Consider the following 15,813-nt stretch of genomic DNA (forward strand, 5'->3'; position numbering starts at 1 on the left):
CGTTCCCTGCCGGTTCGACAGCCCACCTCTGTAGGCGGTGGAATTATATCTACGCCTCCACTACTTATACGGCAGTGAGCGTCAACATCGAGACACAGATCGTCGAACGCGGGGACGACGAACACGTCGACGCGGCGTGGCGGCTCAAGGAAAACATCCGCGAATCCGACGGGGTCCTGCGACAGCGGCGGGGGTTCTTTCGCGACGCCTACCGACGGTCGACCACCTATCTCTACATCGACCGGTCCAAGGACCGCCTCATCGGCTTCGCCGCGGTTCGACGCGACGGCTACATTCTCTTTCTCGCAGTCGACGACGAGTACAGGGGCCACGGCTTCGGCAAGCGACTCGTCGCTCGCGTCGCCGAGGACTACGGCAGCGTGACCTGCCACGCCCGGGCGACGAATCGGGAGGCTATCGGCTTCTACAAACACATCGGCTTCGAGATCCGGCGGCGCATCGACAACTACTACGAGGACGGCGGCGACGCCTACTACCTCAAGCTCGGCGAGGACTCGATTACGGACAAACTGTCGAAGTTCCTGCGTAGCTAAGCGAACGCTTTTCAAGGGACCTCCCCAACGAGGTAGCCGATGGAAGAGCGGACCCGCGCGTACCTCCGTGGCCGGTTCGGCGATCACTACCGACAGGCGTCCGTAACGCCGCCGCCGGCCGCGAACGAACGTGAATGGGGGTTCATTCCCTGGACCGACGGCCCCGGCGAGACGATGGTCCGCCATCGCTCGCTGCTGGACCTCGGCGAGATCGAGGACTTCCTCGGCCGCCGGAAGCCCCGCCACGTCTACTTCTCCGCGGGCCGCTACGACGAACCGAGCGCCTCGACGATGTCGGACAAGGGCTGGCGCTCCTCGGACCTCGTGTTCGACCTCGACGCCGACCACCTGCCCTCCGTGGTGCTTGGCGAGGACAGCTACGCCGAGATGCTCGCTAAGTGCAAGGACGCACTACTCAGGCTGCTCGACTTTCTGGAGGACGATTTCGGGTTTGAAGACCTGACGGTCGTGTTCTCCGGCGGTCGTGGCTACCACGTCCACGTCCGCGACGAGCGCATCCGTCACCTCGAACGGGACGCGCGCCGGGAGATCGTCGACTACGTCCGCGGTATCGGCCTGGAGTTCGACGAACTGGTCGACGAGGAGTCCGTCGCCGGCACGGCCGGCCGGTCCAGTCCGGCACAGAAGCGGACGCTCTCGACGGAGGGCGGCTGGAGCGCCCGCGCGCACCGGCATATGCTTGCCGTCGTCGACGACCTGCTCGAGATGGACGAGGCGGACGCCCTCGAACAACTGCAGGAGTACGACGGCATCGGCGAGGGGAAGGCGACCGCGGCGCTGAACGCGGCCCGGTCGAACTACGAACAGCTGGAAGCCGGCAACATCGACGTCCACCCCGCGTTCTACCAGCTGGCGAAGATTCTCCTGCACGAAGTTGTCGCGGCGGACAACGCGCCGATAGACGAACCGGTGACGACGGACACGAACCGGCTCATTCGCCTGCCCGGCTCGCTGCACGGCGGCAGCGGGCTGGAAGTCCAGCGCATCGACCGCGGGGATATCGACGCGTTCGACCCGCTGGTCGACCCCGTTCCGGAGACGTTCCGGGGCCACGACATCACCGTCGAGGTGACCGACGGCGGCCTCGTCGAACTGGATGGCGATAGCTTTACACTGGAGGCGGGTAATCAGACTGTACCAGAGCACGTGGGCGTGTTTCTCATGGCCCGCGGGCGTGCTGAGAAGGGGAAGGAATGAACGTAGACGAGCTACAGTCCGTCCAATCGCGGGAACGCCAGACCGACCAGCTCCAGCAGCTGCGCGAGACGTTCTACGAGGACGCCGGGCAGTTCATTCAACAGCTTCGGTCGGAGCGCGACCGCGCGGCCGAGCGCGCCGAGGACCCGTTCGACTCGCCCGAGGTCAACCGCCTGACTGACGATATTAAGACTGCCGAACAGACCGTCGAAGCCGTCTACGAACGGCGCGTCGGCAAGATCGTGAAGATGGCGTCGCTGGCCGCGGCGGACATGCCGACCGAGGACGACGGCCTCACACGCGAGGAGCGGGACCTGTTCGAGACGATGGTCGAGGCTATCGAGTCCAACCGGGGCCACGTCCTTGACGTCATCGCGGGGGAAGCCCCGACCGGCGCGGTCGGCGACGAGCCGAAATCCGACGAGCGACAGGCCCCCGACCCGGAGCCACGCCAAACGGCGAACGAACCGGCAGCCGACACGGCCGACCCGCCCGAGCCGCCATCGACGCCAGACACGGGTGTCGACGCGGCTGACATGATGGGCAGCGGCGGGGACCAGTCGGAGCCCGCGGAGGAACCCGACACACCGACGCCGCCGCCCGACCTGGATACGGGCAGCAATCCCACTGCCGACAGTCAGCCCGACCAAGCAGACGTGCCGGCCGCCGGTGACGACGTGCCGGTTCCTCCGGCCGAGCCCGGCGTTGAGTCCGACCCCGGCCCGGCGGCGGACCCGGCGCACGCCGACAGCGGACCGCAGTCACCAGCCGGTTCAGACACCGCTGGGACCGCCGACGTGGACCGACGGACGGTCCGCATCACGGACGACGTGGGCGAGATATTCGGCGTCGACCAGCGCGAGTACGACCTCTCGACGGACGACGTGGTGACGCTGCCGGCCGACAACGCCGACCCGCTGGTCGAACAGGACGCCGCCGAACCGTTAGAATAAGCCGACGCGATGGGCTGGAACAGGCCGCTGTGCGAAGTACCGCCCGACACTCTGTTCTGTGACAGCGATGGACTATTTGTGGACAGTCGTGCAGTTGATACGTATGAACACGCACGTCCGCATCGTCGTCGCGCTGCTCCTCGGCGTCCTTGCGTTTGCCGTCACGACCGTCTCGGTGACCGCCGGCTTCGAACCGCAGATAGAGTTCTCACTGCTCATCGGCCTCCCGGTAGGCGTGTCGGCCGGTCTGACCGGACTGTTCGCCGGCTACGTCCTGCTGTGGCACCGCGACCGAGCGGCGGCGGGCGAACTCTCCGACCGCGCGGCCCGCCTCCGACTGGCCGCGTTGGCGACCATCGCGGACTTCGTCGTGGTCACTGCGGCCGGCGTTGCGCTCTACGTGTTCGGCAATAGGGGCCTCGGTATCAGCCTGCTCGTCGCGGGGCTCCCGGTGACACTGCCCCTCGCTGCCGCCGTCAGCTACGTCCTGGCCGGTGGCAGCCGTAACGAACAGGGCGGGCTCCGGACGCGGTAACCACGGTCGGAGCAGCAGATTCGGCCGCCGACGCTCGTTACGGCTCCGGGCGCGAGCCGAGCGTGAGTTCGACTGTTTCCTGTGTCCCGTCGCGCTCGACCAGCACGTCGACCGTCTCGCCGGGGCTGGTCTCTAGCGCGAGGAAGCTTCCAAGCGCCTGCCGCGTCGGCGTCGGCGTGTCGTTCATCTGTCTGACCACGTCACCGCCAGTGGGAATCTCCGTCCCCGAAATCGTCGTCTCCCCGTCGCTTCCTTGTAGGACGCCCGCCGCTGGCCCACCACTGACGACACGGGTGATGTACACCCCGGACCCGGGGTCTAAGTTGTTCGCCTCGGCGATCCGCGGCGACACGCTCTGGAGGCCAACACCCATGTACGGATGGTCGTAGTCGCCGGTCTGGATAAGCGACGGCACGACACGCTGGGCGAGCGGGGCCGAGATGGCAAAGGCGACGTTGTCGCCGCCGCCGGAGTTGATGACACCGACCACGTCGCCCTCAAGCGTGACCAGCGGCCCGCCGCTGTTCCCCGGGTTGACCGGTGCGTCGGTCTGGACCGCGTCCGCGATGGAGAAGTTGTTCGCGCTCTGGAGCGTGCGGTCGACGCCGCTGACGATGCCCGCGGACACCGAGCCGGAGAGGCCAAACGGGTTCCCGATAGCGACGACTTCGGTCCCGACTGTCGGCTCGGTCTTCACAAACGAGAGGGGCGTCACGTCCGGTGTCGCGCCGATGCGGAGGACGGCCAGGTCGCTGTACACGTCCGCGCCGACGACGGAAGCGGAACGCCAGCCGGTGTCGGCAAAGCGGACGTAGTACTCGTCCCCGCCCGCGACGACGTGTTCGTTTGTGACGATGTGTTCGTCGTCGATGAGGAAGCCGCTCCCCTGCCCACCACGCGAGTCTTCGGCGTACACCCTGATCGAGACGACGGCATCAGCGACCTCTTGATAGACGTCGGTGTAGACGCTGTCGGACTGCACGACCGCGTCGGCCGCCCCCGACTGGTCGGGGGCGGTACCGTCCGAATTGCTGCTGGTCCCGGGGCTCTGACAGCCAGCCGTGGCCGCGACGGCCGTCCCGAGGGCCCCTAACATCGCCCGGCGCGTGAAAGACTGTTTCATACTGGGGCGTAGGCCTGGGCTGCGAAAAAGGCACGGTCGGGTCTCTCTACCGCACCCGGGTGCTCGATTGCGGTGTGTCGTGACTTTCAGTTCGGCCCCGAAGACGGGCACAAACTACAATCGTCCCGATAGCATACGGGGGGGCATGGCAGAGGATTCATCGGGAACGAAAACGCCGACGCCGGGGTTCGTGTTGCCCGGTCTGCGATGTGGTGTCGAGATGGCACTCGTCGGGACAATCGTACTGCTCATCGGCCTCCCGACCGAGGAGCCGATACGGCTGGGAATCGTCTTCCTGTCGGCCCTACTGGCGATGACTGTGGTACTGTTCTGGGCGGTCGGCCGACATATGCGACGCTGGATCCGCTACGCACAGGGAAAGCCGACCCGGACGACGCCGTTCGACTGAGGGAAGTGTCTGAGCCAGGCCGGCCAACAGTGCGGCCGATGCCGGCTAGGTTAATAACAAAACTGGGTTTATTTATTAATCAATCCCACTTAGAGCGCAGGTTTTAGCAGTTGAATTAATAAGAACGGGTAGCCTAGCACCGGTAATGACGGAGTCCGGCGGCTGTTCGGATGGCGATGGATGTAGTTGCTCGAATGCCGATAATCACCCGACAGCAACGGACTCGCACGATGGGAGCCACATCGCACAGCTGTCCGTCCCGGAGATGGACTGTCCCTCCTGTGCGGGAAAGGTAGAGTCGAGCGTCCGCGAACTGGCGGGCATCGAGGCCGTCGACCCGCAGGTAGCGACGGGTCGGCTCACCGTCGAGTACGACGAGGCCGAGACGGACGTGGACGCGATAGCGGCGCGCGTCGAGGCGGCGGGCTACAGCGTCGCAGACGACGGCGGCGAGACGCTCCGGTTCGGCGTCCCGGAGATGGACTGTGCATCCTGTGCCGGCAAGGTCGAAAGCGCGCTGGGGAGGGTTGACGGTCTCAGAGCCGTCGAAACGCGTCCGACTACCGGGACGGCCGTCGTCACGTACGACCGGAACGCGACGACGGAGGGCGACCTCGTGGCGGCAATCGAGAGCGCCGGGTACGAGGTCACGGAGACGACAGGCGAGGACGACACGGCGACCGGGCAGACGGACGAAAACGGCTCGCTCTGGACCAGTTCGCGGGCGCTGAAGACGTGGGTCAGCGGCGTGTTCGTCGCCGTCGGCCTCCTCTTCGAGTTCCTGCTGGCCGGCGCGAACACGCAGGTCGGAAGCGTCTTCGGGTCGCCACTGCACGTCGCCGACGTTCTGTTTCTCATCGCGGTCGCGACGGGCGGCCAGGAAATCCTGCGTGGCGGCTACTACTCACTGCGCAACCGGAACCTGGACATCGACCTGCTGATGTCCATCGCCATCCTGGGCGCGCTCACCGCCAGTCTGGCCTTCGGCGAGGCGCTGTACTTCGAGGCCGCGACGCTGGCGTTCCTGTTCAGCGTCGCGGAACTGCTGGAGCGCTACTCGATGGACCGCGCCCGAAACTCGCTTGCGGAACTGATGGATCTCTCGCCCGACGAGGCGACGGTCCTGCGGGACGGCGAGGAGGTGACGGTCTCCGTCGACGACGTGCAGGTCGGCGATGTCGTCGTCATCAGGCCCGGCGAGAAGATACCGATGGACGGCGAGGTCATCGACGGGACCAGCGCGGTCAATCAGGCTCCGATCACCGGCGAGAGCGTCCCAGTCGACAAGACCGAGGGCGACGAGGTGTACGCCGGGACAATCAACGAGGAGGGGTATCTGGAAGTACAGGTCACGGCGGCGGCCAGCGACAACACCCTCTCGCGCATCGTTCAGATGGTCGAGGACGCCCAGTCGAACAAGACCGAGCGCGAGCAGTTCGTCGAGCGCTTCTCGGCGTACTACACGCCAGTCGTCGTCGCCTTCGCCGTCCTCGTGACGCTGACGACCCCCGCCGTGCTCGGCGTGGCGTGGTCGACCGCCGTCGTGTACGGCCTGACCCTGCTTGTGCTGGCCTGTCCCTGTGCGTTCGTCATCTCGACGCCCGTTTCGGTCGTCTCGGGCATCACCAGCGCCGCGAAGAACGGCGTGCTCATCAAGGGCGGCAACCACCTCGAAGCGATGGGCGCGGTCGACGTGGTGGCCTTCGACAAGACCGGCACGCTGACGAAAGGCGAACTGACCGTCACCGACGTGATCCCGCTGAACGGGAACACCGAGGATGAAGTCCTGCAGTGCGCCCGTGGGCTCGAACAGCGCAGCGAACACCCCATCGGCGAGGCCATTGTCGCTGAGGCGGGGACCGCTGGCGTGGAGAGCGCCGATGTCGACGACTTCGAGAGCATCACCGGCAAGGGCGTCCGGGCAGACATCGACGGGACGCCCCACTACGCCGGGAAGCCGGGGCTGTTTGACGACCTCGGCTTCGATCTCTCACACGTCCACGCCACTACCGATGGCGGTGTCGTCACGAAAACGGCCCAGCAGCTCTGTGAGCGCAACAACTGCATAGACTTGCTGGAAGACACTGTTCCCGAACTCCAGGCCGAGGGGAAGACGGTCGTCATCGTTGGCACGGAAGACGAGATCGAGGGGATCATCGCCGTCGCCGACGAGGTGCGCCCGGAAGCGGAGGCCACAGTCTCCCGGCTCCGCGACCTGGGCGTCGAACGGACGGTGATGCTCACCGGCGACAACGAGCGCACTGCTGGGGCTATCGCTCGGGAAGTGGGTGTCGACGACTACCGGGCGGAACTCCTGCCGGACGAGAAAGTCGCCGCTATCGACGGCCTCGTCGAGGAGTACGAGGAGGGGGTAGCGATGATCGGAGACGGTATCAACGACGCCCCGGCGCTGGCGAGCGCGACCGTCGGCGTCGCGATGGGGGCCGCCGGAACAGACACGGCCCTCGAAACGGCTGATATCGCCCTCATGAGCGACGACCTCTCGAAGCTCCCGTACCTGTACGAACTGGCCAACGACGCCAACGGCGTCATCCGCCAGAACATCTGGGCCAGTCTCGCGGTCAAGGCCGGCCTTGCACTCGCTGTACCGTTCGGCCTCGTCCCCATCTGGGTCGCCGTGCTCGCGGGCGACGCCGGCATGACGACGGCCGTGACCGGGAACGCGATGCGGCTCTCGCGAATCCGCCCGGACGAAAACGACGAATCCTAGCCCGGCCCGGTGTACTATTAAGTATGCGCCGGGAGTAGCGTGCATCCGACATGGAACTCACATGGTACGGCCATTCGACGTGGCACGTAACAGTCGACGACACCGAATTGCTCATCGACCCGTTCTTCGATAACCCCAAGACGGACACGGACCCCGAGGAACTGGACCCGGACTACGTGTTGCTGACCCACGGCCACGCCGACCACATCGGCGACGTGGACCGCTACGAGGGCTGTGGGCTCGTGGCCACGCCGGAAATCGTCGAGTACTGCGAGGACAACTTCGGTGACTTCGACGCCGTCGGTGGCATGGGGATGAACCTCGGCGGCACCGTCGAAATCGGCGACGCGTTCGTCACGATGCACCGGGCTGACCACACGAACGGCATGGAAACCAGCTACGGCGCGAGCGGCGGGATGCCGGGCGGGTTCATCATCTCCGATACGAAGCCGACACAGGTCAGCGACGCGGAGTCGACGACGTTCTACCACGCCGGCGACACCGGTCTCATGACGGAGATGCGCGACGTCATCGGGCCGTTCCTCGAACCGGACGCTGCGGCGGTGCCGGTCGGCGACCACTTCACGATGGGGCCGATGCAGGCCGCCGTCGCCGTCGACTGGCTGGACGTCGACCACGCGTTCCCGATGCACTACGACACGTTCCCACCAATCGAAATCGAAACGCAAGACTTCGTGAACGAGGTCAAAGGCACCGGTAGCGACGCCGAGGTCCACGTCCTCGACGGCGACGAAACGTTCGAACTCTAGTCCGGTCGTTCCACGTCGGTCACGGTAAACCGCGCGCCGCCCGCCTCGCTGTCATCGACGGACAGCGACCAGCCGTGTTCTTTCGCGATCCGGTTGGCGATGTAGAGCCCGAACCCGCTGTTTTGTTTCTCTGATGCGTACCCCGCTTCGAGCACCCGCTCCGGTGGCGAGACGTCGACACCAGGCCCGTCGTCCGCGACGAAAAAGCCCGAAGACGTGGCACCGACGCGAATCGCGACGTCGGGGCCGCCGTGTTCGACGGCGTTCGAGAGCAGAATCTCGAGAAACAGGCGCATCGACTCCGCGTCCGCCAGCAGTCTCCTGTCCGATGTCACTTCGAGCGATGCGGCTTCGAGCGATAGCGAACTCCACACGTCCCAGACGACCGTCGAGAGCCACTGTTGTTCGGGCTCGAACGCTGGCGAGTCGCTCGACGCCAGCGAGACGACCTTGTCGACGATACCGGAGAGCTGGTCGATAGAACGCTCCACAGCGTCGATGTGTTCGTCGTCGGCCTCGACCTGCGAGAGATGGCCGGTCGACACCTGGAGTTCGTTTCGGAGTTCGTGTGCGGCCAGCAGCGCCACCTTCCGGAGACGTTCGTTCTGTTGTCTGAGGAGACGTTCGCGCTCTTTCTGGTCGGTGATATCCTGCGTGATACCGATGAGGCCGATTAGCTCGTCGGTCTCGTCGTACCAGGGGATCTTCGACGTTTGGAGGTGTTTCCCCATCGACGGCGAGAACTCGTGGACGTCGAGGACGTCGGCCCCGTCGTTGATGACTTGCAGGTCGTCGCCGCGTGCTGCATCCAGATACGTCGCCCCGGCGGGGAGTCCGTCTTCGTCCCGCCGGCCGAGCAGTTCCGGCGGGGCGTACGACGAATCGTTGAGCAACAGATAGTGCCGGTCATCGTCTTTCACGTACAGGTGCTCGGAGTACCGTTCGAACATCGTGGCGAGAATCGTCTCCGGCCGGGAAGCCGGTCGGGCGGCCATCGTCTCGCTGTCTTCGAGTGCTGCACCGACTGCGGCTGCCAGTTCCGGCGACCCAAGATCGCCGTCGACCGTCCGAATGTGATCTCCACGGTCCGCCTCACTGCCGTACATGATCACCGGGAGGTTCGGGTAGAGCCCGGTGGCTGCCGCCGCCAGATGACCGCCCGCCATCCCTCCACACGTCACCGGGACGACGAGGCAGTCAACCGCGGTACGTAGCAGTGTCGTATCGACGCATTCGGGCTCTGTCGTCTCGACCGTTGCGTCGATTGCTGCCTGTTCAAGTGCCGCCCGTAACTGCTCTCCGGCAGTAGTCTCGGCAGCGATGAGGAGGACTGTCGGCGGGGACATCAACACGCCCATGATTTGTCCCGGGATTGTAAATAAGTTTAGCAGTCATGTTGAAAATAAAACAGGATACAACAGCGGAACGACCCCTCCGGCCGATACTGGACACCGCTGCCCGAAGCAACCAGCCGACTTCCGGATTGCCCCGTTACGTGAACTGAAATGCTCGCTATAGGCCCATCTCATGTCACGATGGTTGTCTCCCGACCAGAGAACAGTGGCGTGATATTCGAGACAACGGGCCGTTGACGGGGCAGTCGATAGTCAATACTGACACACACTTGAAAGGATTCACAACATCCGAGTATCCGGGCGGCGTATAGTCAGGTGTGTCCGAAACGTACGTGTGCGCCCGATGCCAGGACGCCGTCGAGCGGAACTTCGAGGTTCGGTCGATCATCAGGACCTGCAGCGAGTGCGGCGAGAACGGTCGGTTCCTCCACAGGTCGCTGGTCGAGTCACTTTCCGAGATCGCCACAGAGGACCAGCCGGACGGCTGGGATCAGATGACACTGGACGAGCGGTTCGAAGCGGCGCTCAAAGAGGGGCTCATCACGGTCACACGGACGTAAGTCTGTGCCGCCACGCTGACGACTCCGTTCGGTTCTGACGGCGCCTAGTTCTGCCGGCGACCTGCTTCGGCGGCGTTCGTCAGTCGACCCGCTACCCGACGTCACTGTCGTCGGTTTCTCACACTGTTGGCTGTGACTACTGTACGATGTTCGTGGTGGCGAAATTCGGGACAGTCTCAGTCCCACTTCGCGCCGGGGTTCGTCACCGCGCCGTTCGCCGCGGAGCCGAAGTCGCTGTGGTACTTCGCCAGCACGCCGCTGTCGTACGTCGGTTCAGGGTCGTAGTCTTCGAGGCGCTGCTCGATCTCCTCGTCGGTGAGGTCGACCGACAGTTCGTGGTCGTCGATGTCGATGGTGACGGTATCGCCGTCCTCCAGCGCGGCGATGGGGCCGCCGACGAACGCCTCGGGGGCGACGTGGCCGATAGAGAAGCCCCGAGTCGCGCCGGAGAAGCGGCCGTCGGTGAACAGCGCCACGTCTTCGGCGTGACCCTGGCCGGCGACGGCTGAGGTCACGCCCAGCATCTCGCGCATGCCGGGGCCGCCCTGTGGCCCCTCGTTGCGGATACAGATCACGTCGCCGGACTCGACGCGGCCTTCCTGCACGTACTCCATAGCCCCCTCCTCCTGTTCGAACACGCGGACCGGACCCTCGTGATGGAGGTGGTCCTCGCCCGTGATCTTGATGACCGAACCGTCGGGCGCGAGGTTGCCCGAGAGGATGCGGATCGCGCCGCGCTCGTGGATCGGGTCCTCGACCGTGTGGAGGTAGTCCACATCGAGGTCTTCGACTGCCGGCGGGTCGATGTGTTCGAGTTCTTCCTCGATTGTGTTGCCAGTGACGGTGAGTGCGTCGCCGTGGAGCAGGCCGGCGTCGTTCAGCGCCTTCAGCACGACCGGGACGCCGCCGACCTCGTGGAGGTCGTTCATGACCTTCTCGCCGCCGGGCTGGAGGTCGGCGATCTTGGGCGTGCGGGCGCTGATCTCGTTGAACGTCTCGATATCGAGGTCGATGCCGGCCTCCGCCGCGAGCGCGAGCAGGTGGAGAACGGCGTTGGTCGACCCGCCGACCGCGACCTGCAGGGCGATGGCGTTCTCGAACGATTCGCGGGTGAGGAAATCCGAGGGGCTGCGGCGTTCCTGCACCACCTCGACGGCGAGTTCGCCGGCCCGGCGGGCCTCCTCGTAGCGGGACTCGTGTTCGGCCGGCGGAGAGGCCGACCCCAGCGGCGCGAAGCCGAGCGCTTCGGAGATAGACGCCATCGTGTTGGCGGTGAACATCCCGCCACAGGAGCCCGCACCGGGGCAGGCGTGGCGTTCCATCTCGTCGAGTTCGCCCTCGCTCATCTCTCCGTCGGCGACCGCGCCCACACCTTCGAAGACGTTCTGGATAGTGACCTCGCGGCCGTCGTGCTCGCCGGGCATGATAGAGCCGCCGTAGAGGAAGACGCTGGGCAGGTCCGTCCGGATTGCGGCCATCATCATCCCGGGCATGTTCTTGTCACAGCCGCCGATGGTAACGATACCGTCCATGCGCTCGCCGAAGGTGACGAGTTCGACGGAGTCTGCGATTATCTCGCGGGAGATGAGCGACGCCTTCATCCCCTCGGTCCCCATCGAGATGGCATCGGAGATTGTGATGGTCCCGAACTCGATCGGCATCCCTTCGGTGTCGTCGATACCCTCGTAGGCAGCGTCAGCCACGTCGTCGAGATGGACGTTACATGGCGTGATGTCGGCGGCGGGGTTCGCGATGCCGATCATCGGCGAGGAGAGGTCCTCGTCGTCGTAGCCCATCGCGCGGAACATCGCGCGGTGGGGGGCTTTCTCGTATCCCTCCGTCACCTCGGTACTCCGCAGGTCCGGGTCTTTTTCCGGACGTTCTTGCCGCTCCTGATTGCTCATATGTGAGCGTCGCCGTGAGCAACCTTAAATAACTTGTACTCGCGCTAACGTCCCACATGAGAGCACGGCGAAACCCACCGGTGACAGCAGGTTCTTTTTCCTCGGGGACTTCCGCCGCGGTATGCCGACGGTCACGACCGCCGCGCGACTCCACTTCGGGTTTCAGAACCTCTCGCTCGCCCACGAGCGCCTCTACGGCGGCGTCGGGCTTGCCCTCGACGAGCCGCGGCTGACCGTCGAGGCGACACGAGCCGACACGGTCCAGTGTGACGACCCGGCGACCGAACCGTACGTCCGACGCGTCGTCGACGCGCTCGGCGTCCCCGGCGCTGCTGTCTCCGTCGAGGAGCGGTTCCCGCGACACGTCGGCCTCGGGAGCGGCACACAGCTCTCGCTGGCGACGCTCATCGCCGTCGTTCGGGCCTACGACCGGACCGCTGACGCACGGACATACGCGCCGCAACTGGGCCGGGGCGGCCGGAGCGGCGTCGGCGTGGCCGCGTTTGAATCGGGTGGGTTCGTCATCGACGGCGGGCACCCGACGGAGCGGTTCACGGCCGAACCCCCAGCGGAAGGCGACTGGGATGTGCCGCCAGTGCTGGCCCATCACCACGTCCCCGCACACTGGCGTTTTGTTATCGTCGTCCCGGACACCGACCCCGGGCAGAGCGGGAGTGCGGAAGACCAGAGTATGCGGCAGGCCGTTGAGCGCGCCGACCCCGGCATCGCCGACGAGATTTCGACGTTACTGACTCGCCGGGTTCTTCCTGCGATTGCTACCAGAGACCACGACGACTTCGGGCAGGCCGCGGCGCGGCTGGGCCGACTCAACGGCGCGTGGTACGCTGACGAACAGGGCGGCGTCTACCGCCCGCCAGCCGGCGCACTCGTCGATTCACTGGCGAGCGCCCCGGTCATCTCCGGGGCCGGCCAGAGCTCTTGGGGGCCAACCGTCTGGGGACTGACGACAGCGGACTACGAATCAGAGGCCCGTGACGCGGGTGTGCTGGCACTCGATGCGGCCGATGTCGACGGAACGGTTCGCGTTGTCGCGCCCCGGAACACCGGTGCGTCGCTGACTGAATAGGGACCAAGCGGCGGGCCGTTCAGTACCAGTCGCCAGAACTAACGACGATGCTTGCAGCCGCCAGTGCGGTTATCAGTCTCGCCAGCGAATCCTCGGCGATGACTGCATTGTTCTCACCGCTGGAACTCCGCGAGACGACAGTCCCGAATCGCGTCATGGTCTCTCCAATGTGCCAGTACTCCTGTGAGGCCCGCGACGGCCTCGCCACCGACTGGCACCGCACCCACCTCGGCTCTCGTGCCGTCGGCGGTGCAGGTCTGGTCATGACTGAAGCGACCGCCGTCGAAGCTCGCGGCCGTATCTCGCCGGAGGACCTGGGTATCTGGAGCGACGAGCACGCGGCGGCGCTGGAACCGATTACAGAGTTCATCACTGAACAGGACAGCGTGCCGGGCATCCAGTTGGCCCACGCCGGGCGGAAAGCCTCTATCGAACGACCGTGGGACGGCCACGACCCGCTCCAACCCGACGACGGCGGCTGGGAAGTCGTCGGACCGAGTGACGACCCCTGGCCGTACGAAGACGGTGAGGCTCCGCCGACAACAGCGCTCGATCAGGACGGCATCGAGGCGGTCATCGACTCGTTCCGCGCCGCCGCCGAGCACGCGCTCGACGCCGGCTTCGAGGTCGCAGAGGTCCACGCCGCCCACGGCTACCTCTTGCATCAGTTCCTCTCGCCGGTGACGAACCACCGCGAGGACGACTACGGCGGCAACTTCGAGGGCCGTACGCGACTGACACGGGAGGTCACCGCTGCCGTCCGCGAGGTCTGGCCCGACGACAAGCCGGTGTTCGTCCGTATCTCGGCGACTGACTGGCTCCCCGACCGCAATTCCTGGACCGTCGAGGACTCCGTGCGACTGTCGGACCGACTCGCCGACATCGGCGTGGACCTCATCGACGTGAGCGGCGGCGGCATCCACCCCGAATCCCGCCCCGACTACGCCGGCCCGAACTACCAGCTCCGGTACGCCGAGCGGATCCGAGAGGAAACGAAGTCAGACATCGCCGTCGGCGCTGTCGGCGGCATCACGACCCCCGAACAGGCCGAAGCCGTTATCGCCAACGACCGGGCCGATATGGCTATCGTCGGCCGCGAACACCTCCGGGACCCGTACTTCACGATGACTGCTGCGAAGGAACTCGACGCGACCGACGAAATAGAGGGGCCGCCACAGTACCGTCGCGCCTGGGGCTTCTAAGGGCCTTAGATCTTGTCGAGATCGAGGTCCACGGCGTACCAGTCGAGCACGAGCAGGAAGGCCGCGCCGACGGCGGCAGCGGCGACAAACGCGATGAGGACATCGGTCGAAAAGCCGACTTCGCCCCGAACCTCCACAACGGGGGCACGCAGTGCGCCGACGACGAGCGCGACGAGGAAGGCAAGCGTCGCCCGCCGGTTGTAATCCAGCGCGCGACGGACGACGCGTGCGATGGTGAACAGGCCGACCAGTCCGCCGACGATGAAGGTCACGACGGGAACGGCCGTCGCGGTCACGTCGTCGACCGAGCCGCCCGTCGCAAGCGCGATGAGCGCGTCGATGAACTCGCTAAGCGCCCTCGTCATTCGGGTGTACTGACCGAGGATGACGAGCAGCAGCGACCCGGAGATGCCAGGGAGGATCATTGCGCTGACGCCGATCATCCCGGCGACGAAGACGAGGAGCAGGCTCCCGCCGGTGCCGTCGCCCCCAGCCGAGATACCCGATACTAGGAAGGCGACGAGGAACCCGACGACGCCCGCCGCGGCTTGGAGTGGCGTCTCGATTGAGAGACCGCGTAGCAGGACGAGCGCGGAGGCGGCGATGAGGCCGAAGAAGAAGCCGAAAAGCAACGCCGGCGTCTCCTGGCTGGCGACGGTGACGATGTGTGTCACGATGACGACGGCGGTGCCGACGCCGGCGACCAGCGCGAGGAGGAACCAGATGTCGAGTTCGAGGAGTTCGGCAAACGCGCCGCGCAAATCAACACCGCCGTCTAGCGGCGTGAGCGCGCGGACGAATCGTATTACGCGGCTCGGCGTAACAGCGGTAATCGCGGCGATGAGTCGCTCGTAGACCCCGGCGATAAGCGCGATTGTGCCCCCGGAAACACCGGGGACCCCGTCCGCACTGCCCATACAGAGGCCGATGAGAAACGTTCGAATCCACGCACGAAGCGGTGGCACCGAGCCCAGAACCGTCGGCGGGTCCTGGTCGGGAGGGGTGGTCATCACTGAACGCTTCCAGCATCACGCTCAAATTCCTTGTGGAGTCACGTCGTATTGTGCTGCTGTCACAACTGCGAGACTGCGGCTGAACAAGTGGTCCGCGACAGCGCTAGCTCCGCTTCGATAGCGTGAGCACGCCGTTCCTGAGTGTCTGGACCGCGCCGGCGGCCGGCAGGTCGACGTCGAACTCCGTCTGGAGGTGCGGGGCGTCGACGGCAACGATGGCTTCCGTCCCGATGATATCGACTGTCACATGGTCGTCGCTGACCTGAAGCGAGTCGAGGTCGACAGCGACCGTCCAGCCGTCGTCGTGGTCGGTGTGCGAGACGTGTAGCGGCGACCGTTCAGTTTGTGCGTCCATTCGTCAATCATGGGTATGTGTTACACACATAAAGGTCCACGTTC

At 65.6% G+C, this 15,813-nt stretch carries 15 protein-coding genes; 10 read left to right on the forward strand and 5 right to left on the reverse strand.

What is annotated here, in order from left to right; translation table 11 throughout:
- Positions 1–74: 74 nt before the first annotated feature.
- The 4 genes from ACNO8S_RS04720 (at position 75) to ACNO8S_RS04735 (ending at position 3,260) form a co-directional block, all read left to right on the forward strand.
- Positions 75–554, forward strand: a complete 480-nt coding sequence (locus tag ACNO8S_RS04720; RefSeq protein WP_008310038.1) for a GNAT family N-acetyltransferase — start codon at positions 75–77, stop codon at positions 552–554.
- A gap of 39 nt (positions 555–593) precedes the next feature.
- Positions 594–1,772 (forward strand): DNA primase small subunit PriS, encoded by a 1,179-nt coding sequence (priS, locus tag ACNO8S_RS04725; RefSeq protein ID WP_191449667.1) that lies wholly within the window; start codon positions 594–596, stop codon positions 1,770–1,772.
- Entirely contained in the window at positions 1,769–2,725 is a 957-nt protein-coding gene (locus ACNO8S_RS04730; protein ID WP_420182565.1) for a hypothetical protein, read from the forward strand. Before priS ends, ACNO8S_RS04730 begins: the two co-directional genes overlap by 4 nt.
- Before the next feature lie 103 nt (positions 2,726–2,828).
- A complete protein-coding gene (locus tag ACNO8S_RS04735; protein ID WP_044951753.1) occupies positions 2,829–3,260 on the forward strand; it encodes a hypothetical protein in 432 nt (143 codons plus the stop codon).
- A gap of 37 nt (positions 3,261–3,297) precedes the next feature.
- Here the strand turns inward: ACNO8S_RS04735 and ACNO8S_RS04740 are convergent, their stop codons facing one another.
- Positions 3,298–4,383 carry a S1C family serine protease gene (locus ACNO8S_RS04740; protein WP_420182566.1) on the reverse strand — a complete coding sequence of 362 codons (1,086 nt, stop codon included), beginning with the start codon at positions 4,381–4,383 and terminating at the stop codon, positions 3,298–3,300.
- Positions 4,384–4,528: 145 nt separating this feature from the next.
- Between ACNO8S_RS04740 and ACNO8S_RS04745 the strand changes: the two genes are divergently transcribed.
- The 3 genes from ACNO8S_RS04745 (at position 4,529) to ACNO8S_RS04755 (ending at position 8,293) form a co-directional block, all read left to right on the forward strand.
- Positions 4,529–4,792, forward strand: coding sequence for a hypothetical protein (locus tag ACNO8S_RS04745; protein ID WP_014039944.1), 264 nt, complete (start codon positions 4,529–4,531; stop codon positions 4,790–4,792).
- Between the two features lie 145 nt (positions 4,793–4,937).
- Positions 4,938–7,523, forward strand: coding sequence for a heavy metal translocating P-type ATPase (locus tag ACNO8S_RS04750; protein WP_420182567.1), 2,586 nt, complete (start codon positions 4,938–4,940; stop codon positions 7,521–7,523).
- Positions 7,524–7,573: 50 nt separating this feature from the next.
- Positions 7,574–8,293 carry a metal-dependent hydrolase gene (locus ACNO8S_RS04755; protein WP_014039946.1) on the forward strand — a complete coding sequence of 240 codons (720 nt, stop codon included), beginning with the start codon at positions 7,574–7,576 and terminating at the stop codon, positions 8,291–8,293.
- Here ACNO8S_RS04755 and ACNO8S_RS04760 read toward each other — a convergent pair.
- A complete protein-coding gene (locus ACNO8S_RS04760; RefSeq protein ID WP_044952180.1) occupies positions 8,290–9,639 on the reverse strand; it encodes a PAS domain-containing sensor histidine kinase in 1,350 nt (449 codons plus the stop codon). The two genes, ACNO8S_RS04755 and ACNO8S_RS04760, sit on opposite strands and share 4 nt — an antisense overlap.
- A gap of 326 nt (positions 9,640–9,965) precedes the next feature.
- On the opposite strand from ACNO8S_RS04760, the gene ACNO8S_RS04765 reads away from it, so the two are divergent.
- Complete coding sequence (locus ACNO8S_RS04765) at positions 9,966–10,208, forward strand: hypothetical protein (RefSeq protein WP_023843189.1); 243 nt, start codon at positions 9,966–9,968, stop codon at positions 10,206–10,208.
- A gap of 176 nt (positions 10,209–10,384) precedes the next feature.
- Here ACNO8S_RS04765 and ilvD read toward each other — a convergent pair whose 3' ends face one another.
- A complete protein-coding gene (gene ilvD / locus ACNO8S_RS04770; protein ID WP_064288443.1) occupies positions 10,385–12,112 on the reverse strand; it encodes a dihydroxy-acid dehydratase in 1,728 nt (575 codons plus the stop codon).
- Positions 12,113–12,233: 121 nt separating this feature from the next.
- Here ilvD and ACNO8S_RS04775 point away from each other — a divergent pair, with 121 nt between their 5' ends.
- Together ACNO8S_RS04775 and ACNO8S_RS04780 are read left to right on the forward strand one after the other, a co-directional pair.
- Positions 12,234–13,199: a beta-ribofuranosylaminobenzene 5'-phosphate synthase family protein gene (locus ACNO8S_RS04775; protein WP_420182568.1), complete on the forward strand. Its 966-nt coding sequence runs from the start codon at positions 12,234–12,236 to the stop codon at positions 13,197–13,199.
- Positions 13,200–13,297: 98 nt separating this feature from the next.
- Positions 13,298–14,401, forward strand: coding sequence for an NADH:flavin oxidoreductase/NADH oxidase (locus ACNO8S_RS04780; protein ID WP_420182569.1), 1,104 nt, complete (start codon positions 13,298–13,300; stop codon positions 14,399–14,401).
- 5 nt (positions 14,402–14,406) lie between these two features.
- Here ACNO8S_RS04780 and ACNO8S_RS04785 read toward each other — a convergent pair whose 3' ends face one another.
- Positions 14,407–15,411: a DUF368 domain-containing protein gene (locus ACNO8S_RS04785; RefSeq protein ID WP_420182570.1), complete on the reverse strand. Its 1,005-nt coding sequence runs from the start codon at positions 15,409–15,411 to the stop codon at positions 14,407–14,409.
- Positions 15,412–15,517: 106 nt separating this feature from the next.
- On the reverse strand, positions 15,518–15,769 hold the full coding sequence (locus ACNO8S_RS04790) for a DUF7127 family protein (protein WP_008310015.1): 252 nt from the start codon (positions 15,767–15,769) through the stop codon (positions 15,518–15,520).
- Positions 15,770–15,813 lie beyond the last annotated feature (44 nt).

The sequence above is a fragment of the Haloarcula sp. KBTZ06 genome (genome assembly GCF_048595605.1).
Classification (GTDB): Archaea; Halobacteriota; Halobacteria; order Halobacteriales; family Haloarculaceae; genus Haloarcula; species Haloarcula hispanica.